This window comes from Mesorhizobium sp. B2-5-4 (genome assembly GCF_006441095.1).
GTDB lineage: Bacteria > Pseudomonadota > Alphaproteobacteria > Rhizobiales > Rhizobiaceae > Mesorhizobium > Mesorhizobium salmacidum.
The window spans coordinates 84460-107851 of the sequence record NZ_VFUR01000017.1 but is presented as its reverse complement, the minus strand read 5'-3'; the positions used below and the strand labels follow the sequence as shown (position 1 = coordinate 107851).

General features: G+C 63.8%; 25 protein-coding genes. 8 read left to right on the top strand and 17 right to left on the bottom strand.

Going from position 1 to position 23392, the window contains the following annotated elements; translation table 11 throughout:
* Window positions 1-22 precede the first annotated feature (22 nt).
* The 8 genes from FJ492_RS21155 to FJ492_RS21120 all read right to left on the bottom strand — a co-directional run bounded on the left by FJ492_RS21155 (window position 23) and on the right by FJ492_RS21120 (window position 6939).
* Window positions 23-487, bottom strand: coding sequence for a cupin domain-containing protein (locus tag FJ492_RS21155; RefSeq protein WP_140772066.1), 465 nt, complete (start codon window positions 485-487; stop codon window positions 23-25).
* A gap of 356 nt (window positions 488-843) precedes the next feature.
* Window positions 844-1401 (bottom strand): DUF4142 domain-containing protein, encoded by a 558-nt coding sequence (locus FJ492_RS21150; RefSeq protein ID WP_140772064.1) that lies wholly within the window; start codon window positions 1399-1401, stop codon window positions 844-846.
* Between the two features lie 72 nt (window positions 1402-1473).
* Complete coding sequence (locus FJ492_RS21145; RefSeq protein WP_140505079.1) at window positions 1474-2217, bottom strand: DUF899 family protein; 744 nt, start codon at window positions 2215-2217, stop codon at window positions 1474-1476.
* Between the two features lie 106 nt (window positions 2218-2323).
* The gene (locus tag FJ492_RS21140) at window positions 2324-3148 is read right to left on the bottom strand and encodes a carbohydrate ABC transporter permease (RefSeq protein ID WP_140772062.1); all 825 of its coding nucleotides are present in this window, start codon (window positions 3146-3148) and stop codon (window positions 2324-2326) included.
* Between the two features lies 1 nt (window position 3149).
* A complete protein-coding gene (locus FJ492_RS21135) occupies window positions 3150-4064 on the bottom strand; it encodes a sugar ABC transporter permease (RefSeq protein WP_140772096.1) in 915 nt (304 codons plus the stop codon).
* A 38-nt stretch (window positions 4065-4102) separates the two neighbouring features.
* Window positions 4103-5371 carry an ABC transporter substrate-binding protein gene (locus tag FJ492_RS21130; protein WP_140772060.1) on the bottom strand — a complete coding sequence of 423 codons (1269 nt, stop codon included), beginning with the start codon at window positions 5369-5371 and terminating at the stop codon, window positions 4103-4105.
* Window positions 5372-5512: 141 nt separating this feature from the next.
* Window positions 5513-6001: a GNAT family N-acetyltransferase gene (locus FJ492_RS21125; protein ID WP_140717190.1), complete on the bottom strand. Its 489-nt coding sequence runs from the start codon at window positions 5999-6001 to the stop codon at window positions 5513-5515.
* A 5-nt stretch (window positions 6002-6006) separates the two neighbouring features.
* On the bottom strand, window positions 6007-6939 hold the full coding sequence (locus FJ492_RS21120) for a lytic transglycosylase domain-containing protein (RefSeq protein WP_140505071.1): 933 nt from the start codon (window positions 6937-6939) through the stop codon (window positions 6007-6009).
* 182 nt (window positions 6940-7121) lie between these two features.
* On the opposite strand from FJ492_RS21120, the gene FJ492_RS21115 reads away from it, so the two are divergent.
* Window positions 7122-7691 (top strand): methylated-DNA--[protein]-cysteine S-methyltransferase, encoded by a 570-nt coding sequence (locus FJ492_RS21115; protein ID WP_140752952.1) that lies wholly within the window; start codon window positions 7122-7124, stop codon window positions 7689-7691.
* A gap of 62 nt (window positions 7692-7753) precedes the next feature.
* Here the strand turns inward: FJ492_RS21115 and FJ492_RS21110 are convergent, their stop codons facing one another.
* Entirely contained in the window at window positions 7754-8080 is a 327-nt protein-coding gene (locus FJ492_RS21110; protein ID WP_140772058.1) for a hypothetical protein, read from the bottom strand.
* A 274-nt stretch (window positions 8081-8354) separates the two neighbouring features.
* On the opposite strand from FJ492_RS21110, the gene FJ492_RS21105 reads away from it, so the two are divergent.
* The gene (locus tag FJ492_RS21105) at window positions 8355-8567 is read left to right on the top strand and encodes a cold-shock protein (RefSeq protein WP_015316174.1); all 213 of its coding nucleotides are present in this window, start codon (window positions 8355-8357) and stop codon (window positions 8565-8567) included.
* A 259-nt stretch (window positions 8568-8826) separates the two neighbouring features.
* On the opposite strand, the gene FJ492_RS21100 is transcribed toward FJ492_RS21105, so the two are convergent.
* The 3 genes from FJ492_RS21100 to FJ492_RS21090 form a co-directional block, all read right to left on the bottom strand.
* Window positions 8827-9435, bottom strand: coding sequence for a glutathione S-transferase family protein (locus tag FJ492_RS21100; RefSeq protein ID WP_140772056.1), 609 nt, complete (start codon window positions 9433-9435; stop codon window positions 8827-8829).
* 83 nt (window positions 9436-9518) lie between these two features.
* Complete coding sequence (locus FJ492_RS21095) at window positions 9519-10373, bottom strand: EAL domain-containing protein (RefSeq protein ID WP_140772053.1); 855 nt, start codon at window positions 10371-10373, stop codon at window positions 9519-9521.
* Window positions 10370-11266: an EAL domain-containing protein gene (locus tag FJ492_RS21090; protein WP_140772050.1), complete on the bottom strand. Its 897-nt coding sequence runs from the start codon at window positions 11264-11266 to the stop codon at window positions 10370-10372. The genes FJ492_RS21095 and FJ492_RS21090 overlap by 4 nt, the downstream gene beginning before the upstream one ends.
* 217 nt (window positions 11267-11483) lie before the next feature.
* On the opposite strand from FJ492_RS21090, the gene FJ492_RS21085 reads away from it, so the two are divergent.
* Window positions 11484-12686, top strand: a complete 1203-nt coding sequence (locus tag FJ492_RS21085) for a pyridoxal phosphate-dependent aminotransferase (RefSeq protein WP_140772047.1) — start codon at window positions 11484-11486, stop codon at window positions 12684-12686.
* A 76-nt stretch (window positions 12687-12762) separates the two neighbouring features.
* Here the strand turns inward: FJ492_RS21085 and FJ492_RS21080 are convergent, their stop codons facing one another.
* On the bottom strand, window positions 12763-13158 hold the full coding sequence (locus FJ492_RS21080) for a cupin domain-containing protein (protein ID WP_140505040.1): 396 nt from the start codon (window positions 13156-13158) through the stop codon (window positions 12763-12765).
* A gap of 239 nt (window positions 13159-13397) precedes the next feature.
* Here FJ492_RS21080 and FJ492_RS21075 point away from each other — a divergent pair, with 239 nt between their 5' ends.
* The 3 genes from FJ492_RS21075 (at window position 13398) to FJ492_RS21065 (ending at window position 18417) form a co-directional block, all read left to right on the top strand.
* On the top strand, window positions 13398-14927 hold the full coding sequence (locus FJ492_RS21075) for an EAL domain-containing protein (protein WP_140772044.1): 1530 nt from the start codon (window positions 13398-13400) through the stop codon (window positions 14925-14927).
* A 192-nt stretch (window positions 14928-15119) separates the two neighbouring features.
* Window positions 15120-17171 (top strand): elongation factor G, encoded by a 2052-nt coding sequence (locus FJ492_RS21070; protein WP_140772041.1) that lies wholly within the window; start codon window positions 15120-15122, stop codon window positions 17169-17171.
* 748 nt (window positions 17172-17919) lie between these two features.
* On the top strand, window positions 17920-18417 hold the full coding sequence (locus FJ492_RS21065; protein ID WP_140505034.1) for an isoprenylcysteine carboxylmethyltransferase family protein: 498 nt from the start codon (window positions 17920-17922) through the stop codon (window positions 18415-18417).
* Between the two features lie 14 nt (window positions 18418-18431).
* Here FJ492_RS21065 and FJ492_RS21060 read toward each other — a convergent pair whose 3' ends face one another.
* Together FJ492_RS21060 and trxB are read right to left on the bottom strand one after the other, a co-directional pair.
* On the bottom strand, window positions 18432-19328 hold the full coding sequence (locus FJ492_RS21060) for a LysR family transcriptional regulator (protein WP_140751167.1): 897 nt from the start codon (window positions 19326-19328) through the stop codon (window positions 18432-18434).
* 91 nt (window positions 19329-19419) lie between these two features.
* The gene (gene trxB / locus FJ492_RS21055) at window positions 19420-20394 is read right to left on the bottom strand and encodes a thioredoxin-disulfide reductase (RefSeq protein WP_140505032.1); all 975 of its coding nucleotides are present in this window, start codon (window positions 20392-20394) and stop codon (window positions 19420-19422) included.
* Between the two features lie 260 nt (window positions 20395-20654).
* Between trxB and FJ492_RS21050 the strand changes: the two genes are divergently transcribed.
* Window positions 20655-21134 carry an Lrp/AsnC family transcriptional regulator gene (locus FJ492_RS21050; protein ID WP_027143279.1) on the top strand — a complete coding sequence of 160 codons (480 nt, stop codon included), beginning with the start codon at window positions 20655-20657 and terminating at the stop codon, window positions 21132-21134.
* Between the two features lie 248 nt (window positions 21135-21382).
* Window positions 21383-22177, top strand: coding sequence for a glycosyltransferase family 2 protein (locus FJ492_RS21045; protein WP_140505030.1), 795 nt, complete (start codon window positions 21383-21385; stop codon window positions 22175-22177).
* Between the two features lie 3 nt (window positions 22178-22180).
* On the opposite strand, the gene gmhB is transcribed toward FJ492_RS21045, so the two are convergent.
* The gene (gmhB, locus tag FJ492_RS21040; RefSeq protein WP_140505029.1) at window positions 22181-22822 is read right to left on the bottom strand and encodes a D-glycero-beta-D-manno-heptose 1,7-bisphosphate 7-phosphatase; all 642 of its coding nucleotides are present in this window, start codon (window positions 22820-22822) and stop codon (window positions 22181-22183) included.
* Window positions 22815-23387 (bottom strand): SIS domain-containing protein, encoded by a 573-nt coding sequence (locus tag FJ492_RS21035; protein WP_140772038.1) that lies wholly within the window; start codon window positions 23385-23387, stop codon window positions 22815-22817. Before FJ492_RS21035 ends, gmhB begins: the two co-directional genes overlap by 8 nt.
* Window positions 23388-23392 lie beyond the last annotated feature (5 nt).

Genomic DNA, 23392 nt, shown 5'->3' with positions numbered 1-23392 from the left:
GCGCCGACGCATGGTCCAGCCCTCACCCCTGCCCCGGATAGGGCGTGCCGTCCTTGTGCAGGAACCGCCCGTCCGAACTCGGGCTCATCATGTCGATGTCCGAACAGGTGATGACATCGTCGGGATTGCGCGAGCCGACTTCCAGGTAGCGCGCGGTAACCGGCGAGCGGTTGATCATGTGGTGGCCGTTGCCGCTGTTCTTGGCGAAGGCAGCACTATCGCCGGCCTTGAGCAGCGTCTCCGCGCCATCCTCGACCAGCACCAGTTCGCCTTCCAGCACATGGATGAGTTCGTCCTCGTGGCTGTGCCAGTGGCGTTGGCTCGACCAGCCGCCTGGGGGCAAGGTCATCAGGTTGACGCCGAAATCGGTGAGCCCGCCGGCATCGCCAAGGCGGCGGCGGGTGCGGTCGGCGCAAGGGGCGTCGAAGGGTGCGGGATAGCCGGAGCCCTTGCGGACGGGCACGGATGCGAGGTCGATCTTGGGCATGGGGTGCTCCCGAGGGGTCGGTGCGCAATCTAGCGCATGACGGGTGGAGGCACAGGGGCTTCTTGCGGGGTGGGGGTTTGCCAGGGGCAGAGCGCCTGACACTCCAACTTCGTCATCCTAGGGCGAAGCAGCCGCGGAGCGGCGTCGCGGAGACCCTAGGATCCATGCCGCTACATCAATCGGGGACGCAGCGGAACAGAATTACGAACCGTAGCGACGCTTTGAAGTCCCGGCATGGATCCTCGGGTCTGCGCCGCGTCGCTGCGCTCCTTGCTCCGCCCGTGGATGACGAAATGAAGGAGGTCTCCACCAGCCAGAAGGATGGCCTGCCCTTGACCGAACAGCTCGCCCAGCCCCTAATGCGCCGCGCCGAGCTCCTTCACGTGCTTCTCATGCTCCTTCAGCGTCGGCAGCGTCTTCTTGGCGAATTCCTTCAGCGCGGGGTCGTCGCCGGATTTCGCATAGGTGCTGAACAGGGCGACCGCCTGCTTGTGGGCCTCGGTCTGCATCATGACGTATTTCTGGTCGAATTCCTTGCCGCTGACGGCTTTCAGCTGGTCCAGCATCTGCTGGTCCTTGGGCTGCAGCGCGGGGCCGGCGGGCTTGATCGAGGCGGTGGTCTGCCCCTTGCTCAGCGCCTGCTTGAAGTCCTCGCCGGCCTTGGTGTGGTCCTTGATCATCTGGCCGGCGAAGGCCTTGACGTCCGCCGAGGCGGATTTCTGTTCGGCGAGCTGGCTCGACTGGATCTCGAATTCATTGGCGCTGGGCACGGCGCCGACAAAGGTCGGGGTGTCGACCTTGCTGTCGGGCAACATGGGCGCGACCGCGTTCGAACTGGTGCCGTTCGTCTGGGCAAGCGCGACGGGCGCGACGGCGGTCAGCGCGACGGCGGCCATGGTCAGGAACATTTTCATCTGGGATCTCCGATCGGAATGGTTCCCTCGGGGTTCCAACGCCGCAGGCGAGACGAAGTTGCGCCAGGCCCCTCAGTGGCAGCACGCCTCGCCATATTGCAGCTGCTCGTTCCAGTTCGGCCGGCCCTCCGGCGTGAAATCCATCAGGTTCCACAGTATCTCGCAGGTGCCGATGGCGCGCGGGTCCTGGCCGGGCTCCGTAGGCGCGAAGCCGAGTTCGGACGACCAGAAATGCCTGATGCCGTCACCGTCGCGGTGGAACACCGACAGCAGCGGGATCTGCGCACCGTCGGCATCCTCGGCGTTGTAGTCGCGCTTGAAGCTGTTGTTGGCCGACGACACCAGCCGCATGTTGCGCCAGCCGCGATCGCGGCCGAGCGTGACGAGATTTTCGAGCGCCGTCTTGGCCACGACGGCGAAGTTGAAGCCGGCGGCTTCGAGATGGCCGACCGCGCCGTCGAACTGGTCGAGCAGCGCGGTGCAGGACGGGCATGGCTGGTCGGGCCGGGCGAGCTTCGCCGTGCCGCCGCTGGTTGCCACGTCGCGCGTCTCCTGCGGATGGCGCGGGAACATCATCTGGTAGAGGATCAGCGTGTCCTTGCCGGGCGCGAACAACTCCGAGAGTTTTATCTTCGCGGTCTTGCCTGACATATCCAGCCCATCGAACACATAGTCCTGCGGCACCAGCCCGCCCGGCGGCAGCGCCCGGCGCGCCTCGGCCACGGCTTCCATGGCTCGGCGCAGCTCGATTTCCTTCTTCAGCAGCTTTTCGCGCGCGGTGCGGTATTTGGCGGATTCGTTGGGAAAGGTGATCATGATCGGCTCCTTCAAGTCGTCGCGCCGGCGTCCCGGCAGGGTGCTCTACGACCCAAGGACGTTTCGCCGTAACCGGGTCCGACATTTTTACACGCCCGCAACTGCCTCACCCCTTTACTCCGCCGGCGGTCAGGCCGGAGACGATCTTGCGCTGGAAGATCAGCACCAGCACCACCAGCGGCACGGTGACGATCACCGAGGCCGCCATGATGTTGCCCCAGGGGATTTCGAACTGCGAATTGCCGGAGAGCAGCGCGATCGCCACCGGCACGGTCCGCCGCGCATCGTTGGAGGTGAAGGTCAGGGCAAACAGGAACTCGTTCCACGCGCCGATGAAGGCCAGCAGCCCGGTGGTCGCCAGCGCCGGCCACATCAGCGGCAGGAAGATGCGCGTGATGATGATCCATGGCGTCGCGCCATCGAGGATCGCCGCCTCCTCGACCTCGACCGGCAGGTCGCGGACGAAGGCGGTGAGCACCCAGACGGTGAACGGCAGGGTGAAGATCATGTAGGAGAAGATCAGCGCGAAGAGCGAATTGTAGAGGCCGAACATCCGCACCAGCTCGAACAGCCCGGCCAGCACCGCCACCTGCGGGAACATCGAGACCGACAGGATGGCGAACAGCAACGCCGAGCGGCCTCGAAAACGGATACGCGCCAGCGCGTAGGCGGCGGTGACGCCAAGGAACAGCGAGAGCGCCACGACCGCGCCCGAGACGATCAGCGAATTGAGGAGGTTGTGCACGAAGGCGCCTTCGGCCAGCACATTGCGATAATTGCCGAGGCTGGGCGCCTTCGGCCACAGATCGGCCTGGAACAGCGCGGTCCCCGATTTCAGGCTGGTGACGATGGCATAATAAAACGGGAACACCGCGATGAGAACGATTGCCCCGATCAGCAGATAGAAGGCCACGCGCTTCAGGAGCCACATCTCAGCGGCCTCCATCCAGGCTTATCCGGCCGATGCGGATGGTGAGGATAGTGAGCAAAGCGAGGATGAGGAAGAGCAGGGTCGAGGCGGCCGAGCCATAGGCGAACTTGTCGAATTCGAACAGGTTCTCGCGGGCGAACACCGACATCGACTTGGTATGCGCATTGTTAGGCGTCAGCACATAGATCAGGTCGAAGATGCGCAGCGCATCGAGCGCCCGGAAGATCACCGCCACCATCACCGCCGGGCGGATCAGCGGCAAGGTCACGCGCCAGAAGATCTGCCATGGATTGGCGCCGTCGAGCCTGGCGACCTCGATGATCTCGCGCGGGAGCATCTGCAGCGCGGCCAGGATCAGCAGCGCCATGAAAGGCGTCGTCTTCCAGATGTCGACGATCAGCACCGCGGCCATCGCCGTGTCGGCGCTGGCGGTCCAGGCGATCTTGTGGTCGATCAGCCCGAGATTGATCAGCACGACATTGATGATGCCGAACTGGTCGTTCAGCATCCACTGCCACATCTTCGCCGAGACGATGGTCGGGATCGCCCAGGGGATGAGGATCGCCGCCCTGACGATGCCGCGCCCTGGGAATTCGGCGTTGAGCACCAGGGCGACGACCATGCCGAGGATCGTCTCGCAGGTCACCGAAATCACCGCGAACCGCACGGTGTTCCACACGGCGCCCCACCAGACCGGATCGAGAAGCAGCCCGTCATAGATGATCCTGCCGCTCGGCATGCGCAGCACCGAGACATAATTGGCGAGGTCAACCCATTGGCGGGCGTCGAGATCGGACAGCGAGGCATCAGTGAAGCTGAAATAGACCGTTCGCGCGAGCGGCCAGCCGGCAGCGGCGGCGAGCACCAGAAGCATCGGCGCCAGGAACAGCCATGCCGAGCGCACGCGCTGGCGCATCAGGCGCGAACCAGAGCGCGCATCAGCCGGGTGCGCGCTCACCAGCCCTTGCCTTTCAGCCGGGTCAGCGTCGCTTCGAGGTCGGCCAGATTGTCGGCGGCGCTGCCTTCGCCGGACAGGGTCTTGTGGACGGCATTCCAGAACTGGCTCGACGCTTCGTTGTACTTGTTCCGGGTCACCGCCGAGGGCCGCGGCCCGGCATTGAGGAAGACCCCTTTCCAATGTGGAATGATCGGCTGTTGCCTGGCGATGTCGGCATCGTCATAGAGCGCCTGGATGGTCGGCAGGTTGGCGGTCTTGAGCGTGCGGTATTTCTGCATTGCCGGCGAGGCGATGAACTTGACCAGTTCGATCGCCGCGTCCGGGTGCCTGGAATATTTCGAGACCGCAAGGTTCCAGCCGCCGAGCGTCGCCGCCGGCCGGGCGCCCTCGCCCGTGCCGGCCGGCAGCGGCGCGACGTCGAACTTGCCCTTGATCGGCGACCCCTGGCTGTTGCCCAGCGCATAGGCATAGGGCCAGTTGCGCATGAAGACCGCATTGCCGGTCTGCCACACGCCGCGCGATTCCTCTTCCTGGTAGGCGAGCACGCCGGGCGGCGCGATGGTGCCGATCCAGGCCTTGGCCATGTCGAGCGCGGCCGCCGCCCGGGCGTTGTTGATGGAGATGGCGCCATCCGGCTCGACGATATGGCCGCCGCCGTTCGACACCACCCATTCGAACGCGTCGCAGGTCAGCCCCTCGTAGGCGTTGCCCTGGAAGACGAAGCCCCAGATATCCCTGTTGCCCGAGGCGCGCTCCTTGTCCATCACCAGCCTGGCGGTGTCGCCCAGCTCCTTCCAGGTGGCCGGCACCTTGGCGCCGTATTTGTCGAGCAGATCCTTGCGGTAGTAGAGCGCCGGCGCATCGGTGAAGATCGGCAGCGCGACCAGCCTGCCGTCGACGGTCTGCGACTGGATGATCGACGGGAAATGCTTGGCCACGACATCCCTGGTCGCCTCGGTCAGGTCGACAAACTGGCTGGCGAGCTGCGGCGCCCAGATGACGTCGGTCTGGTAGACGTCGACGTCGCTGTTGCCCGCGGCGAGCCACAGCCTGTACTGGCCGAACTGGTCGGTCCCGGACGACGGCATGGCGACGATGGTGACCTGGTTGCCGCTTTCTTTCTCATAGCGGTCGAGGATCTCGCGCAGCACCTTGATGCCGTTGCCGGTGTCGCCCGACACGATCGACAGCTCGACCGCGCGCGCCGAACCTACCGCGAGAACGGCAGCGACGCTCAACGCCAGCAATGCGTGGAAAACCTTCATCGGTGGATCTCCCTTGGCAGCCGGCGGCGCACAGCACCAGCAGCCGGTCAGACCCCACCGTTCATTGAATGCGGAGCAGCGCTTTGGGTTCCCGAACAGGCCATCCCCGGTGGCAATGACGGCACCGATCAGCGTCGCTGGTCAGCCTTCCCAGGCAACGGGCCCCATGCCCAGCCGCTCGTAGAGCCGCACGGCGGCGGCGTTCTCGAGCGTATTGGTCTTGAGGTCGACATGGGCGGCACCGCGGTGGCGAAAAATGGCGAAGGCGTGCCACATCAGCGCCTCGCCGACCCCTTTGCCGCGCGCCTCGGGATGAACGGCCAAGTCCTTGACGAACGCCGAGGTCCAGCACAGTGCAGCAGCCGCCAGCCGGCCCTTGGCATCGATGACGAGGAAACACAACGCCGGGTCGAATTCGGGGTCTTCGGAAATGCGCGGCCACCATTCGTCGAAGGGGCCGTCGGTGCCATCGTCGAACACTTCGCCCAGCAATGCATGCAGGGGCAGAGCGTCGCCATGTCCGAAGCAGCGCATGGCAAAGCCATCCGGCCAGTGCGGCGCAACCAGCGTCTCATCGAGGATTTTGCGCAGCCGGATGTCGTTTGGAGCCGGCGGGCGCGGTTCGGGCATCGCGCTCAGGCGTCAGGCTGAAGACGCCCGCGCCTGCGGTCGACACCGAGGCCGGTCGCCTCGAGCAGGCCCTTGCGCTTGGCGTCGAAATAATAGCCGGTCTGGTAGAGCCAGTCGGCCTTCTTGGCGTTGCCGTTCGACACCAGCCAGGCGCCGCGCAGATATTTGACCGCGTATTTGAGGTTGGTCTCGGCGTCGAACAGGCCCTTGGCCGGCCCGTCATAGCCCATGCCGCGCGCCGTCGCATGCTTGATCTGCATCAGCCCCCAATGGCCGTTATTGTAGGCCTTGGGATTGAAGGTGCTTTCGCGGTTGACGACATGGCGTACCAGATCCACCGGCACCTGGTAGAAGGCGGCGTATTTGACGATCAGCCGGTCGACGTCGCCGCGCATGCCTGTCGCATGCTGCTCCGGCTCGACGGGCGCCGACGGGAACTGCACCAGTGCGGCCGGGTTCTGCGGCACGACATAGGCTACTTGCTGCACGCCGGGCATTTTCTGGCCGCCCTTGGCAACCGCCGGCACGACAAGCCCGGCGGTCGTGTAGGTCCCGGCCGCCTCGATCGGCTGGCCGGCCTTGGACGGCGGAGGCGCCTGCCAGGCACTGGCGGCCATCACCGCGGGCATAGCCGGCGAGGTTGGGGTCACCCCTGCAAAGGCGGCGGTCGCCGCGGCCGGCTGGACGGCCGGATCGAGTGCCGGCGTAGCCGGGCTCGGGGTCAACTCAGCGGTCTGGACGGGCGCGATTCCGGAGGATTGCGGCAGCACCGAAACAGTGTCCGGCAGCGGCACGGTGAAGCCGGCATCGCTGCCTGCCGTGGTCGCGGTTTCGGTAAGGGACGGCGCGGCTTTCATCTGCGAGGTCGAGGTGCAGCCGCTCATGCCGGCTGCCGCCACGATCACGCCGATGGCGATAAGGGTTTGTTTTGCTGGCAAGCCGCGCTCGGAGTCCGGTTTGTCGGGTTATTAAGATTTCCCTTACACCAGCGATTCGTGGGTAGCAATCGGGGCCATCTGGTGGTTTTCGGGTGGCGGGATGCAGGCAGCGATGCCATATTGTTCCTGATATGTACCGGCGGGAATCCCGGATTCCGCCGCTTTGCGGAAAGGAGCGCAGCATGAAAACGGCATCTTCGATCACGGCTGGCCACGCAGTGTTAGAAACAGTGATCGGCTTCATGGGCATCGCCTGGAGTGAAAAGGGCCTGATCCGGCTCTGCCTGCCCGAACGCAGCCGCGAAGCGGTGGAGCGGCGGCTGATGCGCCACCCCGGCGTTTCCACCTCCACAGCCCAGCCGTTATGGGTGGTCGAGCTGATCGCCTCGATCAAGGCTTATGCCGCGGGCGAGGACGTCGATTTCACCGGCTTTCCCGTCGATCTCGACGGCATCGACGACTTCCGCCTCGCCATCTACGACGCGGCACGAAAACTCAGCTATGGCGAAACCACCACCTATGGCGAACTCGCCAAGCGCGCCGGCCATGCCGGCCTGCCGCGCGAAACCGGTGCGGCCCTTGGCGCCAATCCGGTGCCGCTGGTCATCCCGTGCCACCGCATCCTGGCCGCCGGCGGCAAGATCGGCGGCTTCTCGGCGCCCGGCGGCTCGGTCACCAAGGAAAAGATGCTGGCCATGGAAGGCGTGCGCGTCGGCCCGCCGCCGCCGGCGCAGGTGTCCTTCGGGTTTTGAGAGCAGTAACCGCTCCCGCTGTGAGCACCGGAAGCGCAGGAAGCCACGGTTTGCAGGCCACCCTAATGGCGCCGGATGAATCGGTGCCTGAAACGCTCATTGTCCGGACGCTTGCAGATATAGACCGGGCAGGACCTGGTGTCGGCGCTCGGCACATAGGCGCGCGTCCTCACCTCGCCCATGGTGCAGAACTGCTGGCTCTGGACATAGCGGTCGTAGAGCGGCAACCCCGGCACCCGTGCCGACGGATAGCGCAGGATGACCGCACCTTGGCGCGCGATCGTCGACTGGATCTTGCCGCAGCTCATACGCGTCGGGTCGTAGCGCGAGATCGCCTGCGCCTGGGCGGCCACCAGCGTGAGGCAGGCGGCAAGCAGGATGGTCTTCATGGTCCCTCCCCTCGATCCGCCGCCCGGGGACTGCACGATCTTGCGCCACGGTTTCACCAGATTGGGGCGGCCGTTGGGCGGCCCCGGATCACGACGTTTTCACGCAGTCTTGTTTTTTGTGCGAAAGCAGCCTATATCAGCCCCATTGATATTTCGGCCGATCGATCCGGGCCTCGCGATCTTCGCGTTTGCTGACGTCTATCTCCAAAATCTCGATGCACACCGGCTGGACCTCGGTCCGGTCATACCAAAGCAAATGTGAAGGACTATTTATATGGCAACTGGAACGGTCAAGTGGTTCAATGCCACCAAGGGTTTCGGCTTCATCCAGCCTGACAGCGGCGGCGCGGACGTTTTCGTCCACATCTCGGCTGTCGAGCGCGCTGGACTGTCGACCCTGGTCGAAGGCCAGAAGATCAACTTCGAGATCGAGCAGGACCGCCGCACTGGCAAGTCGTCCGCTGGTTCTCTGAGCAAGGCAGCCTGATTTTGAAAATGGCGCGCGCCGGACGAGAGTTCGGGGCGCGCGGCAAGTCACGGATGTACTGACGGTCGCGCGAGAAGCGCGCCGGAGCGGAAAGACCCGACAAGCTGGAACAGCAGATAGCTGCCAGCCCGGACCGGACGCTCCCGATCAGGCTACCGAAATGGGAAGGCGGGATTCATCCCGCCTTTTTATTTGTCTGGATTTTGGACGACTAGCATCCTTCTCCCCGTGAACGGGGAGAAGGATGCTGTGGCAACGCCTACCCCACCCACTCGATCGGTACATGCCCCGGGTCCGCCTCCACGCGGCCGAGCCAGGCGACCACGGCCGGATAGGCGTCGAGCTGGAAGCCGCCATGCTCAGCCGTGTGGGTATAGGCATAGAGCGCGATGTCGGCGATGCTGAATGCGCGGCCGGCGAAGAAGGCGTTGCTTTCGAGATATGTGTTCATGACGCCAAGCGCCTTGTTGCCGCGCTCCAGCGTCACCGCCAGCCGCTCGGGCGTGGCATCGGCGGCGCGTTCGGGAAAGGTCAGCAGCGCCTTGCGCACCGCGATATAGGGCTCGTGGCTGTACTGCTCGAAGAATAGCCATTGACAGGCGAGCCCGCGCTCGTATTTGTCCGTCGGCAGCAGGCGCGTGCCTTCGGCGAGATAGAGCAGGATGGCATTGGATTCTGCCAGCCGCCGGCCATCGTCCAATTCCAGCAGCGGCACCATCGCGTTCGGGTTCTTGGCGACGAACTCAGCTTTGCGCGTATCGCCGGTATGCGAACTCACCTCGACAGTGGTGAAGGCGAGGCCGAGCTTGGCCATCAGCAGCCGCGGCTTGTAGCAATTGCCGCTGTCGATCATGCTGTAGAGTATCATTGTGGTTCCCCGGAGCGCTGCTTCTGCGTGCGGATTATCGCAGCGGCGCCATCATCAACCAGTGATTTCTTTTGGCGCGACCATCAACGCCGCTTATGCAACGGCACGACCTTGTTGTCGAAGCCCAGCAGCGCATCGACCGCAAGCGGCTCTTCGTTGAAGATGGTGCCGGCAAGCGCGGGACGCCCGAGAAGAAAACCCTGCAGCAAATCGACCCCGCCTTCGAGCGCGACACGCAGGTGGGCGGGCTGCTCGATGCCTTCGACCAGCACCTTGGCGCCGCGGTCGTGCAGGCTGGACACCAGCGGGCGGAAGAAGCGTTCCGCGGCGGCGTGGCGGCAGAATTCCGCGAACCAGCCGCCATCGATCTTGACGATGTCGGGCTGAAGCAGGCTCACCCGCTCCTCGGTCGAATGGCCGGTCCCGAAATCATCGATGGCAATGCGGATGCCGTCGCGTCGCATTTCATGCACCAGCCTTGCCAGCAGCGCATCGTCCGCCGCCTGTTCGGTGATTTCACAGACCAGCATGGCGGGCGCCAGGCCGAGTTCGTCGAGATGCCGGCTCATCAGCCGGATCTCGGCCAGCGCACGTCCAGCATGGTCGTTGACCAGTGGATTGTAGTTGAAGAACAGGTCGAGCCCGTCGACGCCGATATTGTGGAAATTCCTGAGATGCAGCACGCGGCACATGGTTTCGACGAACAGCCGGTCCGAAGCCGCGACACTGTCGAAGAACATCCGCGGCGACCCCGGCCGGCCGGCGCGGTGCGGCTCGATCAGGCCTTCGACGGCCACCGGTTGCAAGCTGCCGCCGCGCGGGGCGTAGATCGGCTGGTAGGCGCTGCGCAGGCGGAAGTCGCCATGGACGCCATATTCGATGCCGATCTCGTCGGCGAAGATCGCATCGCCCATGGTGCGCCGCCGCTCGACGCTCATGGCGATACCCTGCGTCCGAAGGCTTTTGCGGGCCGCCCCTTGCGCGGCGTCGCGGTGACGGGAGCGGACGCATGGCTTGCGGCGGGGGCAGGTTCCGGACTGCTCTTTGCGAAAGCGCGGAAACTCGTCGGCGCCAGTTCGGGACGGGCCAGCACGTAACCCTGGACCATCGAGGCGCCCGATCGCTCGGCCAGCTCCAGTTGCCAACCTTCCTCGATACCCTCGAACACGGTGCGGATGCCCTGGTCCTCGAAGCTCCTCACCATGGACGTCAACAGCGCGAAACCAGCGCCCGATTCCATCAGTTGCGTGATCCAGTGCGCATCGAACTTGACGATGTCAGGGCTCAGCTCCTTGACGCGGGTGATGTCGGAATCGTCGGCGCCATAGTCGTCGACGGCGATCCGGAAGCCGTTGGCTCTGAGCGCGGCGACGAAGCCGTGCAGGGTCTCCTGCGATGCCGATCTCTGCTCCGTCACCTCGCAAACGACGCGGCCCGGATCGATACCGGCCTCGTGCAGCACCAGCCGCATGTCACGCAAGGCGTTGTCGACGATCGATCGCTCGGTGAACACCGACGGGTCGAAATTGACGAAGATCGATGCCTCCCGCGGCAGGCAGGCGCCGGCATTGAGCAGATGCAGTGTCCTGGTCAGCGCTTCGACATGCAGGCGGTCGGCCGCCGGACATGTCGAGAAGAAGGTCATCGGCGATTGCGGCTCGCCGTCGCGAAATGGGCGGATCAGCCCTTCGAAGGCGGCGACCGACAGCTTGCCCTCGTTGAAGGCAAAGATCGGCTGGAAGGCGCTTTGCAGCGTATAAATGCCCCAGACACCGCTCGAGGTGCCGTCATCATGACGGATGATATGGGCAAGTCCGATGCTGCGTGACAAAGGTTCCTCGCTCCGCGACCTGGCGGAATTGAACCGCGATCCTGCCATGCAAGCCTCTACCGCCCGTTAATGAACTTTCCCTTGCCGATCACGCCTCATTGACCGCGCCGCCCCCACCTGGCCCAGCCGACAAGGCTTGCGCTGACGGGAATGTTGCGACATGAGAAGCGCCGCGGCCGCTCCTGGCCGCGCCGATCCTTTGGAGAGACAAAAGGTCATGGCCTTTCTTGCCGACACCCTTTCCCGCGTTAAGCCTTCCGCCACCATCGCGGTGACGCAGAAAGCCCGCGAGCTGAAAAATGCCGGCAGGGACATCATTGGCCTTGGCGCCGGCGAGCCTGATTTCGACACGCCCGACAACATCAAGAATGCGGCGATAGAGGCCATTCGCCGTGGCGAGACCAAATATCCGCCGGTTTCGGGCATCGTGCCGCTGCGCGAGGCGATCGCGAAGAAGTTCAAGCGCGAGAACAATCTCGACTACAGGCCCGAGCAGACCATCGTCGGCACCGGCGGCAAGCAGATCCTGTTCAACGCCTTCATGGCGACGCTGAACCCCGGCGACGAGGTCATCATCCCTCGCCCCTACTGGGTCAGCTATCCCGAAATGGTGGCGATCTGCGGCGGCACGTCGGTGTTTGCCGACACCTCGATCGACAACGGCTTCAAGCTGACCCCCGCGGTGCTGGAAAAGGCGATCACGCCGAAGACCAAATGGCTCTTGATGAACTCGCCGTCCAACCCGTCGGGCGCGGCCTATACGGAGGCCGAATTGCGCGCGCTGGCCGAAGTACTGCTGAAGCATCCGCAGGTCTGGACGCTGGCCGACGACATGTATGAGCACCTGACCTATGGCGACTTCGTCTTCAAGACCATCGCTGAGGTCGAGCCCAGGCTCTACGAGCGCACGCTGACCATGAACGGTGTCTCGAAAGCCTATGCGATGACCGGCTGGCGCATCGGCTATGCCGCCGGTCCCGTCCAGTTGATCAAGGCGATGGACATGATCCAGGGCCAGCAGACCTCTGGCGCCTGCACCATCGCGCAATGGGCTTCCGTCGAGGCGCTCAACGGCCCGCAGGATTTCATCGCCAAGAACAAGGCGATCTTTCAAGGCAGGCGCGACCTCGTCGTATCGATGCTCAACCAGGCGCGCGGCATCACGTGCCCGTCGCCGGAAGGCGCCTTCTATGTTTATCCGTCCTGCGCCCAGCTGATCGGCAGGAAGACAAAGGCCGGCAAGGTGATCGACACCGACGAGACCTTCTGCTCGGAACTGCTCGAGGCAGAGGGCGTCGCGGTGGTGTTCGGCTCGGCCTTCGGCCTCGGCCCCAATTTCCGCATCTCCTACGCCACCTCGGAGACGCTGCTGGAGGAAGCCTGCACGCGCATCCAGCGCTTCACGGCATCGCTGACCTGATCAGGTAAGTCCGAAACAAACCCGGCGTCACCGCTTTCAGGCGTTACCGCCGGGTTTATCAATCCAGGTTCAGCACTCAGCCGCCATATTGCGCCGGCGTCACCGCTTCCAGCCAATCGGCATGGACGCCGTCAAGCGCCTCCTGCATGGCGATGTGCGTCATTGCCGATTTCGGCGCCGCGCCATGCCAATGCTTCTCGCCGGGCGCGAATGAGATGACGTCACCGGCCCTGATTTCCTGGATTGGTCCATCCCATGTCTGGGCCAGGCCGGCGCCAGCAGTCACATAAAGTGTCTGGCCAAGCGGATGCGTGTGCCAGTAGGTGCGCGCGCCGGGCTCGAAACTGACCAGCGTGGCCCTGAGCCGCGCCGGCGCCTCCGTCTCGATGATCGGCGTCTGCAGAACCCGGCCGGTGAAGTATTTGTCCGGCGCTATGATGGTCGGCACGCTGCCGCAAGCAATGATCTTCATCGTCTGACCCTGGAGTTGGTGGGAGCTGGCGAGACGCCGGCCCCGCGAAGTGAGCCGCATTCTCGGTCTGGATTGGCCCTGATGCAACCGCCCTTGTCACCTCGCTTGGACGAGGGCCTGAATTTTTCTCTTAACCATGACCCTTGCCGGCATGGGACCGCCAAGCGAAATGCCGGCGAATTCAATGTCTTGTTAACGGCTGCGCACTAGCCGTTAGCCTGCATTGCGGGGGCTGGCGGATGAGCATACTGGCAACGATCAAGGACCACAGCGGCCGGATCTATCGCGGTATCCAGTCGCTGCTCGTGATCAGCATCGGCGCGGCGGTGCTTGGTGCTTTCGACGTCTCGCAAAACCTGTCCGCCGGCGGTGCCTTCGCCATCTCGATCCTGGCCACGAGCCTGGCCTTGCTGGCGTTGATGTACATGCGCAGCAGCGTCGTCCATCGTCTCCAGTCGGCCGCCGCGGCGGAGGCCGAGAAACATTATTTCCTCACCAGGGATGCGATGACCGGCGCCATGACAAGACGTTATTTCCTCGAAGCGCTGCGCGAAGGCCTGGGCACCAGACGCGACAGGCGCGAGGCAGCCTTGCTCTTGATCGACCTCGACCATTTCAAGCAGTTGAACGACACGTTCGGACACCAGTTCGGCGACCTCACCTTGGCGCATCTGGTCAAGACCGCGGAGCGCGTCTTTGCCGGCGCCATGGTCGGACGCCTCGGCGGCGACGAATTCGGTGTCATCATTCCCCATGGCGACCTGGCGGCCATCAACAAGGATGTCAGACGATTGCTGGATGCCATGCGCGACGGCAAATCGCATGAAGGCAAGACCATTCCGCTCTCCATTTCGATCGGCGTCGCCCTGGCGCCGGCCCACGCCTCGAACACGACGGAACTGATGCTGGTTGCCGATCTGGCGCTTTATGAAAGCAAGGCGGCGGGCCGTGGCCGCGTCACCGTCTTCGACGAGGAGATGCTGTCCGACAAGCGCTACCGGCGTCTGGTCGAGCGGGAATTGCGCGCCGCGGTCTATCTGGGCGAACTCGAACTGCATTATCAGCCGATCGTCAGCCCGGACGGTTCCACCGAGGCGTTCGAGGGGCTGATCCGCTGGCGCCACCCGGTTCGCGGCCTGATCGCGCCGGCCGAGTTCATTGCGATCGCCGAACGGTCGACGTTGATCGACATGCTCGGCGAATGGGTGTTCAAACGGGCTTGTGCCGATATCGGCCAGTTCCCCGGCCACCGCATTTCCATCAACGTCTCCGGCGAGCAGCTCAAGCGCGACGAGATCGTCACCATGTGCGACCGCGTGCTGAAGGACACTGGCCGGTCGGCATCACAGTTCATCATCGAGATCACCGAGACGGTGGCGACCGCCGCCACGCCCGAGATCCTGCGGCGCCTCGAGGCATTGCGTGGCCTCGGCTTTCACATAGCCCTCGACGATTTCGGCACCGGCCATTGCGGCTTCAACTATCTGAAGACCTTGCCCGTGGATATCATCAAGATCGATCGCTCCTACATCCGCGCCCTCGCCCATGACCAGGTAGCGCAGATATTCGTCTCGGCGCTGGCCCAGATCGCGCGCATCCAGCAGGTCACCATCGTGGCAGAAGGCGTGGAGACGGCGGAAGAATTCGCTCTCGCCAAGGCTGCCGGGTGCAATCGTTTCCAAGGTTATTTCTTCGGCAGGCCGGCGCCTCGCGGCAAGCTCGCGCTGCTTGACGGGCGCTCGGTCGAACCGCTCGCGCTCAGCGCCTGAGACGGCCGGCCCCACCGGCCTCCTATTTTCCTTGCCCTCCCGGCAAACAAGTGGGACGATAATCGCGGGCAGGTCGAAACAGACCCCCCGCGACGGTCGAACAGGCCGGCCGCCGCTCAGGACCGATTGACCTTGGCCTGAACCATGAATGCCAGTCGGTCCCCAGGAAAAACGCCTGAGTGGAGGTCAGCCATGGGTAATCGCGCCGGAGGACGACGCACGGGACCGAAATGCATTGCCATAGTCGGTCCCTTCGCAAGCGGTAAGACGACACTTCTCGAAGCCATATTGGCCCGTACCGGCGCCATTCCCCGCCAGAACCCGGTTTCCTCTGGCAATACCGTTTCAGATCATTCGCCCGAAGCCCGCGCCCACGCCATGAGCGTCGAGGCGTCGATCGCCACCACCGAATTCATGGGCGAACAGTTCACCTTCATCGACTGCCCCGGGTCGATCGAATTCTCCTTCGAGGCCGAACCGGTGCTGGCCGCCTGCGATGTCGCGGTGGTCGTGGCCGAGGCCGACGAAAAGAAGATTCCCGCTTTGCAGCTCATCATGCGCAAGCTCGACGATCTCGGCGTGCCGCGCATCCTGTTCCTCAACAAGGTCGACAAGGCGATCGCGGGCGTGCGCGACACGCTGAAGATGCTGCAGCCGACAAGTGCCGCGCCGCTGCTTCTGCGTCAGATCCCGCTGCGCAAGGACGGCGTCGTCATCGGCTCGATCGATCTGGCGCTGGAGCGCGCCTACATCTACCGCGAATATGCCGAGAGCGAGGTGGCTCAGATACCAAGCGACGACAAGGCGCGCGAACTGGAGGCCCGCTTCTCCATGCTGGAGACGCTGGCCGACCATGACGATCAGCTGATGGAGCAGTTGCTGGAAGAGATCGAACCGCCCAAGGACGCGATCTTCGACGATCTCGCCGCAGATCTGCGCGAGGGCGCGGTGACGCCGGTGCTGATCGGCACCGCCGAGAAAGGCAATGGCGTGCTGCGCCTCTTGAAAACGATCCGCCACGACGCGCCCGACATCGAGGCGACCCGCAAGCGGCTCGGCGCTCCGGACGGCAATGCGACGGTGGTCCAGGTGATGAAGACCATCCACACGCCGCATGGCGGCAAACTGTCGGTGTCGCGCATCCTGTCCGGCCAGGTCGCCGACAGCTCGGAACTATGGCTGCCCGGCGGCGACACCGCCAAGGTTTCCGGCATCTACAGGATGCTGGGCAAGGACCAGGTCAAGCTGACCACCGCCAGGGCCGGCGATACCGTAGCGCTCGGCAAGCTGGACACGGTCAAGACCGGCCAGACGCTGACTTCGGCCAAGGGCGGGGCCAAACAGCTCTTCGATGTCGAGCCGCCGCAGCCGGTCTTCGCCTTCGCACTGCGCCCCAAGGAGCGCAAGGACGAGGTCAAGATGTCGGCCGCCATCCAGCGCCTGGCCGAGGAAGATCCCTCGCTCAGCCTGCACCACAATCAGGACTCGGCCGAGACCGTGCTGTCAGGCCATGGCGAGATGCATCTGCGCGTCGTGCGCGAGCGGCTGGAGGGCAAGAACCAGATCCCGGTCGAGGGCCATGCTCCGGCGGTGCCCTATCGCGAGACGATCCGCAAACCGGTGCAGCAGCGCGGCCGCCACAAGAAACAGTCGGGCGGCCACGGCCAGTTCGGCGATGTGGTGATCGAGATCAAGCCGCTGCCGCGCGGCTCCGGCTTCCAGTTCACCGACACCATCACCGGCGGCGTCGTCCCGAAGACTTACATCCAGTCGGTTGAAACAGGCATACGCGATTACCTCAAGTCCGGCCCGCTCGGGTTTCCCGTGGTCGACATCGCTGTCAACCTGTCGGACGGCTCGTACCATGCGGTCGATTCCTCCGACATGGCTTTCCAGATGGCGGCCAAGCTCGCCATGAAGGAAGGCATGGCCGCCTGCTCGCCGGTGCTTCTGGAGCCGGTGATGAAGGTCGAGATCGTCACGCCGTCGGACGCGACGTCGAAGATCATCGCACTGATCCCGCAACGGCGCGGCCAGATCCTCGGCTATGACGCGCGGCCCGACTGGCCTGGATGGGATGTCGTCGAGGCGACCATGCCGCAGGCCGAGATCGGTGATCTGATCATCGAGCTGCGGTCGGCCACTTCAGGCGTTGCCAGCTACCGGGCCGCCTTCGACCACATGGCCGAGCTGACTGGCCGTCTCGCCGACGAGGCGATGAACGCCAACGGCAAGGCCGCCTGATTTCGCCCGGTGGCCGATTTGGAATGCATGTGAAGCGCCACCTTCGAAGGATCGAGGGGGGCACAAACCAAAAACGACGCCCGGGGGGGCCGGACGCCGTTTGTTTTGCGGACCGTTTTCTTGGGAGGAAAAACGGCAGGTCCGCCGCGTGCAAGATCGCCGCGCTTCGGCGGGAAAAGGTTCGGACGCGGTAGCCGCCTGAGCCCGGGTCGTCCGAGTGATGCCCCCATCTCCCGTCCGAACCACACCGCGTCCTATGATCCATTTAGCAGATGAGGGGTGTCCTTGTCATGTTACCAGAGGTTACATGACACTGTTACGCGGCAATTCTGGTGAACTTTTCAGCCATCCCATTGGCATGCAGGCAACAAAAAAGCCGGATCAATGAAGATCCGGCTGAGTTTGATTGGAAGTGCCTGTTAAGGCTAACCTCCAGAGGGGAACACTCGAGGGCGCTAATGGGAGGAGAACGCGCCCAGGAGATGATTTACATATGTGCTCATCATGCCCAAGAAACAAGCATCTATTTTGCAACACACGCATGCAAAAAGGCACAGGCTGTGGTCCAACCCGTTCCAGAAGCCAATAGGACCAGCAGAATCGTGAAGATGAAGCTCGCTTTCGGGTCATTGTCGTCTCGAAAACGCCGATGCCGGCCGATTCTGCTCCCCAAATGCCGAAAAACACTGATGATGTGGAATGAGGCAGCAATGGTTTAATTCAAAGGCAGTCAGGCGGAGATCAACCAATGCGTAGGTTTTCGGCGATTGCCGGCAGCGGCATTTTCCTGATTGCGGCCCCTGGCGTGGTCGCCGGGCTGATTCCCTGGCTGCTCAGCGCTCGCTGGGGCCTGCCATGGTCGCCCCTGCCCGGCCTTGTCTTCGCCGGCGGCGTGCTCATCGTCGCCGCCGCCGCCGTGCTGCTGCATGCCTTCGCCCGCTTCGCACTGGAGGGGCTGGGCACACCCGCCCCTGTCGCACCGACCGAAAGGCTGGTGATCGGCGGCATCTACCGCCATGTCCGCAATCCGATGTATGTCGCCGTGCTATCGATCATTCTCGGCCAGGCGCTGCTGTTTTCGAGCTGGTCGATTGCCGCGTACGCGGCAATCGCGGCGGCTGCCATGGTGACCTTCGTCAAGCTCTATGAGGAGCCGACGCTCGCCGGCCGCTATGGCGCCGAATACGAAGCCTACCGCCGCAACGTACCGGGCTGGCTGCCGCGGATTACACCTTGGAAAGAATAGGCTTTGACCTTGGATCAGAAGGACCAGCTTCTGGCCTTGGCGATGATGAAGTCGCGGAACACGTGCAGCTTGGCCTGGTTCTTCATCGCGTCGGGATAAGCGAAATAGGTGTCGAAGGACGGCACCTCGGTTTCCGGCAGCAGCTGCACCAAGCCGGAATCCTTGCTGATGACATAGTCCGGCAACATGGCGATGCCGGCGCCGCCCTGCACGGCGCGTTTGATCGACAGGATGTCGTTGATCTGCAGCGACGGCACGCGCTGGCCGCTCTCGAAATCGCCGACCGTCTCCAGCCAGTTCAACTCCGACAGATGCGACGGCACAGGCAGGCCGAAGGTGACGATGCGATGGTTTCTCAACTCTGCGATAGAGCCCGGCTTGCCGTGCTTGGCGACGTAGGATGGCGCTGCGTAGAGATGGAAATGCACGGTGAACAGGCGGCGCTGGATCAGGTCCGGCTGCTGCGGCTGGCGCAGCCGGATGGCGCAATCGGCCTGGCGCATGGTGAGGTCGAGCTCCTCATTGGCGAGGATCAGCTGCAGGCTGACTTCGGGATAGAGTTCGATGAACTCCTGCACCCGTTCGGTCAACCAGCCGGCGCCGAGGCCGACGGTCGTCGTTACTCTGAGCACGCCGGACGGCCGGTCCTTGGTCTCGGTCAGCCGCGACTTGATGGTTTCCAGCTTCATCAGCACGTCATGCGCCGTGCGGAACAGCATCTCACCCTGTTCGGTCAGCACCAGGCCGCGTGCATGGCGGTTGAACAGAGGCACGCCGACATCGTGTTCGAGCGCGCTGACCTGCCTCGAGATCGCCGATTGCGACAGATGCAGGGTCTCGGCCGCATGCGTAAACGACCCCGCTTCCGCCGCAGCGTGAAACACGCGTAGCTTGTCCCAGTCCAACGCCATGATTTCCCCTCGTTCCGGTTGGCGTTTGAATGAAAAATCAGGCTTTTACACGGCGCTTCTAAGCCGATTTTCTAACAGTTTTGCGAGCCGCCTATTCCGCTGCCTCGCGATGCACCTCGATGCCGGCCAGATATTTTTCCGCTTCGAGCGCGGCCATGCAGCCGAGCCCCGCCGCCGTCACCGCCTGCCGGTAGATATCGTCCGTCACGTCGCCGGCGGCGAAGACGCCAGGCACGTCGGTGCGCGTCGAATCCGGTGCTGTCCACAGATAGCCGTTCGGCTTCTGCTTCAGCTTGCCGGCGAACAGCTCGACCGCGGGCGCATGGCCGATGGCCACGAAGACGCCGTCGACCTTGAGGTGGCTCTCGGCACCGGTCACGGCATGCCTGAGCTTCAGCCCCTCGACCGAAGGCGGCAGCGGTGCCTTGCCGGGGCGCCCGGTGATCTCGTCGACGATCGTGTCCCAGATGACGCGGACATTGTCCTTCTTCAACAGCCGCTCACGCAGGATGCGCTCGGCACGGAAGTCCGAGCGCCTGTGGATGACGGTGACGCTCTTGGCGAGGTTGGACAGATAGAGCGCCTCCTCCACCGCCGAATTGCCGCCGCCGACCACCGCCACATCCTTGCCGCGATAGAAGAAGCCGTCGCAGGTGGCGCAGGCGGAAACGCCGAAGCCCATGAAGTCCTGCTCGGTCGGAATGCCCAGCCACTTGGCCTGCGCGCCGGTGGCGATGATCAGCGCATCAGCCGTGTAGGTCGTGCCGGAATCGCCCTTGGCGCGGAACGGCCGCACATTGAGGTCGACCTCGGTGATGATGTCGTTGATGATGTCGGTGCCGACATGCTCGGCCTGCTTGAGCATCTGCTCCATCAGCCACGGCCCCTGGATCGGATCGGCGAAGCCGGGATAGTTTTCGACATCCGTGGTGATCATCAGCTGCCCACCCTGCTGCAGGCCGGCGACGAGCATCGGCTTCAGCATCGCACGCGCGGCATAGACCGCCGCCGTATAGCCGGCCGGACCGGAACCGATGATGAGAACGGGCGCATGCTTGGTGATCATCTGGAGCCTCTGCGGGGCGGACACGGGTGTGCCTTGGAAAAAGACGTGGAATATCGCGCTTAATGTAAGGGCTGCCTGCCACGCCAGCAAGGCGAACGGACCGTCGTCCCCGGAAAGCTTCGGCCCATATGGATTTTCGCGCGACGAGCGCTTTCGTTACCTCTCTAAAATCCCGTCGACGGGGGCTGGCTTCGAGACAAAAGTCGTTTAACTACAAATCGCGAAAGATTCTTGCGCCATACCGATCATCGAGAACCCCAATGCCCCTCAAGGCCGATCTGGACGCCATTGACTGGAAGATCCTGCGCGAGCTTCAGTCGGACGGGCGCATGACCAATGTCGAGCTCTCGAACCGCGTCGGCATTTCCGCACCGCCCTGCCTGCGCCGGGTCAAGCGGCTGGAGGAAGCCGGCATCATCCGCGGCTATCGCGCGCTGCTCAACGCGCCTGCGCTCGGCCTCGATGTCGTCGCCTTTTGCCTGGTCGGGCTGCATCATCAGGCCGATGCCGAACTGCGCATTTTCGCCGAGCGCACGCGCGGCTGGCCGATCGTGCGCGACGCTTGGATGGTGTCGGGCGAGTCCGACTTCCTGCTGCATTGCGTGGCCAGCGACCTCGGCAGCTTCCAGACCTTCGTCATCGAGGAACTGACCTCGACGCCGAACGTCGACACGGTGCGCACGGCGCTCACCATCCGCCGCGTCAAGGATGAGGGTTTGGTGTCGTTCGAACGCCCCTGAGGCCAGGCGAACGCCCGTGCGCTGGGCGAATTCCTTGCGTTCGCCACATCGGCGCCGCGTTGGTATTCGAAAGACGCCGATATGCAAGGCTGAACGGCTCTGCCGGACTTCACTGCTCGACTGGGCGCTTGACTGGTTTCTCAAGCAATTCCAGGAAGGGTGTGTAACGGTTTTCCGCCCGGAATTGCTTGAGAACAGATGGCACGAGCAGCGTGAATTCCGAGATAATCCGCCATGGGAAGGGGACCATGACCCGTTTTGCAAGTCCGGTCTCGGCGCTCATCATCTGCGTGAACGAGGCCGACATGATCGGCCCGTGCCTGGAAAGCATCGATTTCTGTGCCGAGATCATCATCGTTGATTCCGGCTCGACGGATGGCACCGTCGAATGCATTGAAAGCTATATCGCAAAGGGCTATCCGATAACGCTGCTGCACAATGATTGGCCGGGCTTCCCCCGCCAACGGCAATTCGCGCTCGACCACGCCAACCAGCCCTGGTGTCTTTCGATCGACCCGGACGAGCGCGTCGACGACCGGTTGCGGCAGTCGATCGTGGCCATCACCCAGGCGGCCGGCGGCAAGGCCAGCGGATGGTACATGCGCCGCCGCGACTGGCTGAAGGGCTACGGCTATGCCCATCGCTGGGTGCTGCACAACAGGCTGCTCAGGCTTTTCCGCAGGGAAGGCGCCACCATGGATCTCACCGCGCGGGTGCATGAATCCGTTCGCGTGCCGGGCGAGACCGACACGATCGAAGACGGTGTCCTGCTGCATCGCCGTGAAATATCGGTCGAGGAGGATCTTGCCAGGGCCAATGCCTATTCCGGCCTCAAGGCGGTCACGCTGGTTGAGAAAGGCAAGAAGCCCGGCCTGGTGCGGCTGGTGCTATCGCCGTTCGGCAATTTCCTCAAATTCTACCTGGCCAAGCGCTACTTCCTGTGCGGCCGCCATGGCTTCGTCTACTCGATGTCGGTGATGATCTATTCCTTCGCCACCGAGGCCAAGCTCTACGAAGCCTCGCAACGCAACGACCAAGCATAGGCCCTACGATCCGAGCGCGTCGATGGCGGCGAGCAGGCCGCCGAGATCGTGGTCGTCATGCAATCGCCTGATGACGAAGCCGGGCTGAAGTGCCGCCTCACCATCGACCAGCCACCCCTGCGCAAGGCCCGCGCGTTGGCCGGCCTGCGTGTCGGCCAGCTTGTCGCCGACCATCAGGGAGAGCTGGAGGTCAAGATCAAGGCGCCTGCCCGCCTCTATCAGCATGCCCGGATTGGGCTTGCGCATCGGATGATCGGCTACAGCGAGAGGCCCGACGCCCGCCTCGTGATAGGCGCAGGCCAGCACCATGTCGACGGACACGCCCTGCCCGCGCAGCAGGTCGAGCACCCGGCCGTTCACGGCGGCAAAGGCACTCCAGCCGAAATAGCCGCGCGCAATGCCGGACTGGTTGGTGACCATGACGACCGGGATTCCGGCCCGGTTGGCGGCGGCGATTGCCGGCAGCATCTGCGGCCTCAGCTCGATCTCGGCCGGATCGCTGGGATAGTCCGTGTCGACATTGATGGTGCCGTCGCGGTCCAGGAACAGCGCCGGCGACCGTGCCGGGAAAACCCGGCCGCCGATCCGCTCCACCCACAGGCCCGGTTCGGTCAATGGGTGCGGCTTCCCGATCCTGTCAGCCATTCGACAGGCGCGCTTCGACCACCTCGCACAGATAATGATAGAGGCACAAATGGCCCTGCTGGATGATCGGCGTCGAGGTCGAGGGTACGTTGAGCAGGATGTCGGTGAGCGGCTTCAGCTTGCCGCCGGTATCGCCGGTCAGGCTGACCACCGTCATATCCATCATGCGCGCCTGTTCGGCCGCGGCGAGAATGCTCGGCGAATTGCCGCTGGTCGAGATCGCCAAAAGCACGCCGCCTGCAGCGCCATGAGCTTCGACCTGGCGCGAAAACACCGTATCGAAGCCGTAATCATTGCCCCAGGCGGTCAGCATCCCGGCGTTCGCCGGCAGCGCGATCACATTGTAGGCCTTGCGCTCCTTCAGGAAGCGGCCGACCAGTTCAGTGGCGATATGGATGGCGTCGCTGGCCGAGCCGCCATTGCCGCAGACCAGCAATGCCTTTCCAGACGAAAGCGCCGACACGACAGCGCTCGCCGCTCGTTCCATCTCGCTGGTCAAATCCCGCGCGACCGTGGCAGTGATGGCGGCCGCCGAGCGGACCAGATAATCGTTCAATTCGGACATGAGAT

Excerpts from the sequence above, each read along its gene's own strand:
- gmhB (WP_140505029.1), bottom strand. The coding sequence starts at position 22,822 with ATGGCTGACAGGATCGGGAAGCCGCACCCATTGACCGAACCGGGCCTG.
- FJ492_RS21105 (WP_015316174.1), top strand. The coding sequence starts at position 8,355 with ATGGCAACTGGAACGGTCAAGTGGTTCAATGCCACCAAGGGTTTCGGC.
- FJ492_RS21150 (WP_140772064.1), bottom strand. The coding sequence starts at position 1,401 with ATGAAAATGTTCCTGACCATGGCCGCCGTCGCGCTGACCGCCGTCGCG.
- FJ492_RS21060 (WP_140751167.1), bottom strand. The coding sequence starts at position 19,328 with ATGGCGTTGGACTGGGACAAGCTACGCGTGTTTCACGCTGCGGCGGAA.
- FJ492_RS21145 (WP_140505079.1), bottom strand. The coding sequence starts at position 2,217 with ATGATCACCTTTCCCAACGAATCCGCCAAATACCGCACCGCGCGCGAA.
- FJ492_RS21065 (WP_140505034.1), top strand. The coding sequence starts at position 17,920 with ATGCGTAGGTTTTCGGCGATTGCCGGCAGCGGCATTTTCCTGATTGCG.
- FJ492_RS21140 (WP_140772062.1), bottom strand. The coding sequence starts at position 3,148 with ATGTGGCTCCTGAAGCGCGTGGCCTTCTATCTGCTGATCGGGGCAATC.
- trxB (WP_140505032.1), bottom strand. The coding sequence starts at position 20,394 with ATGATCACCAAGCATGCGCCCGTTCTCATCATCGGTTCCGGTCCGGCC.
- FJ492_RS21045 (WP_140505030.1), top strand. The coding sequence starts at position 21,383 with ATGACCCGTTTTGCAAGTCCGGTCTCGGCGCTCATCATCTGCGTGAAC.
- FJ492_RS21085 (WP_140772047.1), top strand. The coding sequence starts at position 11,484 with ATGGCCTTTCTTGCCGACACCCTTTCCCGCGTTAAGCCTTCCGCCACC.
- FJ492_RS21135 (WP_140772096.1), bottom strand. The coding sequence starts at position 4,064 with ATGCGCCAGCGCGTGCGCTCGGCATGGCTGTTCCTGGCGCCGATGCTT.
- FJ492_RS21130 (WP_140772060.1), bottom strand. The coding sequence starts at position 5,371 with ATGAAGGTTTTCCACGCATTGCTGGCGTTGAGCGTCGCTGCCGTTCTC.
- FJ492_RS21115 (WP_140752952.1), top strand. The coding sequence starts at position 7,122 with ATGAAAACGGCATCTTCGATCACGGCTGGCCACGCAGTGTTAGAAACA.
- FJ492_RS21035 (WP_140772038.1), bottom strand. The coding sequence starts at position 23,387 with ATGTCCGAATTGAACGATTATCTGGTCCGCTCGGCGGCCGCCATCACT.
- FJ492_RS21070 (WP_140772041.1), top strand. The coding sequence starts at position 15,120 with ATGGGTAATCGCGCCGGAGGACGACGCACGGGACCGAAATGCATTGCC.
- FJ492_RS21075 (WP_140772044.1), top strand. The coding sequence starts at position 13,398 with ATGAGCATACTGGCAACGATCAAGGACCACAGCGGCCGGATCTATCGC.
- FJ492_RS21100 (WP_140772056.1), bottom strand. The coding sequence starts at position 9,435 with ATGATACTCTACAGCATGATCGACAGCGGCAATTGCTACAAGCCGCGG.
- FJ492_RS21110 (WP_140772058.1), bottom strand. The coding sequence starts at position 8,080 with ATGAAGACCATCCTGCTTGCCGCCTGCCTCACGCTGGTGGCCGCCCAG.
- FJ492_RS21095 (WP_140772053.1), bottom strand. The coding sequence starts at position 10,373 with ATGAGCGTCGAGCGGCGGCGCACCATGGGCGATGCGATCTTCGCCGAC.
- FJ492_RS21050 (WP_027143279.1), top strand. The coding sequence starts at position 20,655 with ATGCCCCTCAAGGCCGATCTGGACGCCATTGACTGGAAGATCCTGCGC.
- FJ492_RS21125 (WP_140717190.1), bottom strand. The coding sequence starts at position 6,001 with ATGCCCGAACCGCGCCCGCCGGCTCCAAACGACATCCGGCTGCGCAAA.
- FJ492_RS21155 (WP_140772066.1), bottom strand. The coding sequence starts at position 487 with ATGCCCAAGATCGACCTCGCATCCGTGCCCGTCCGCAAGGGCTCCGGC.
- FJ492_RS21080 (WP_140505040.1), bottom strand. The coding sequence starts at position 13,158 with ATGAAGATCATTGCTTGCGGCAGCGTGCCGACCATCATAGCGCCGGAC.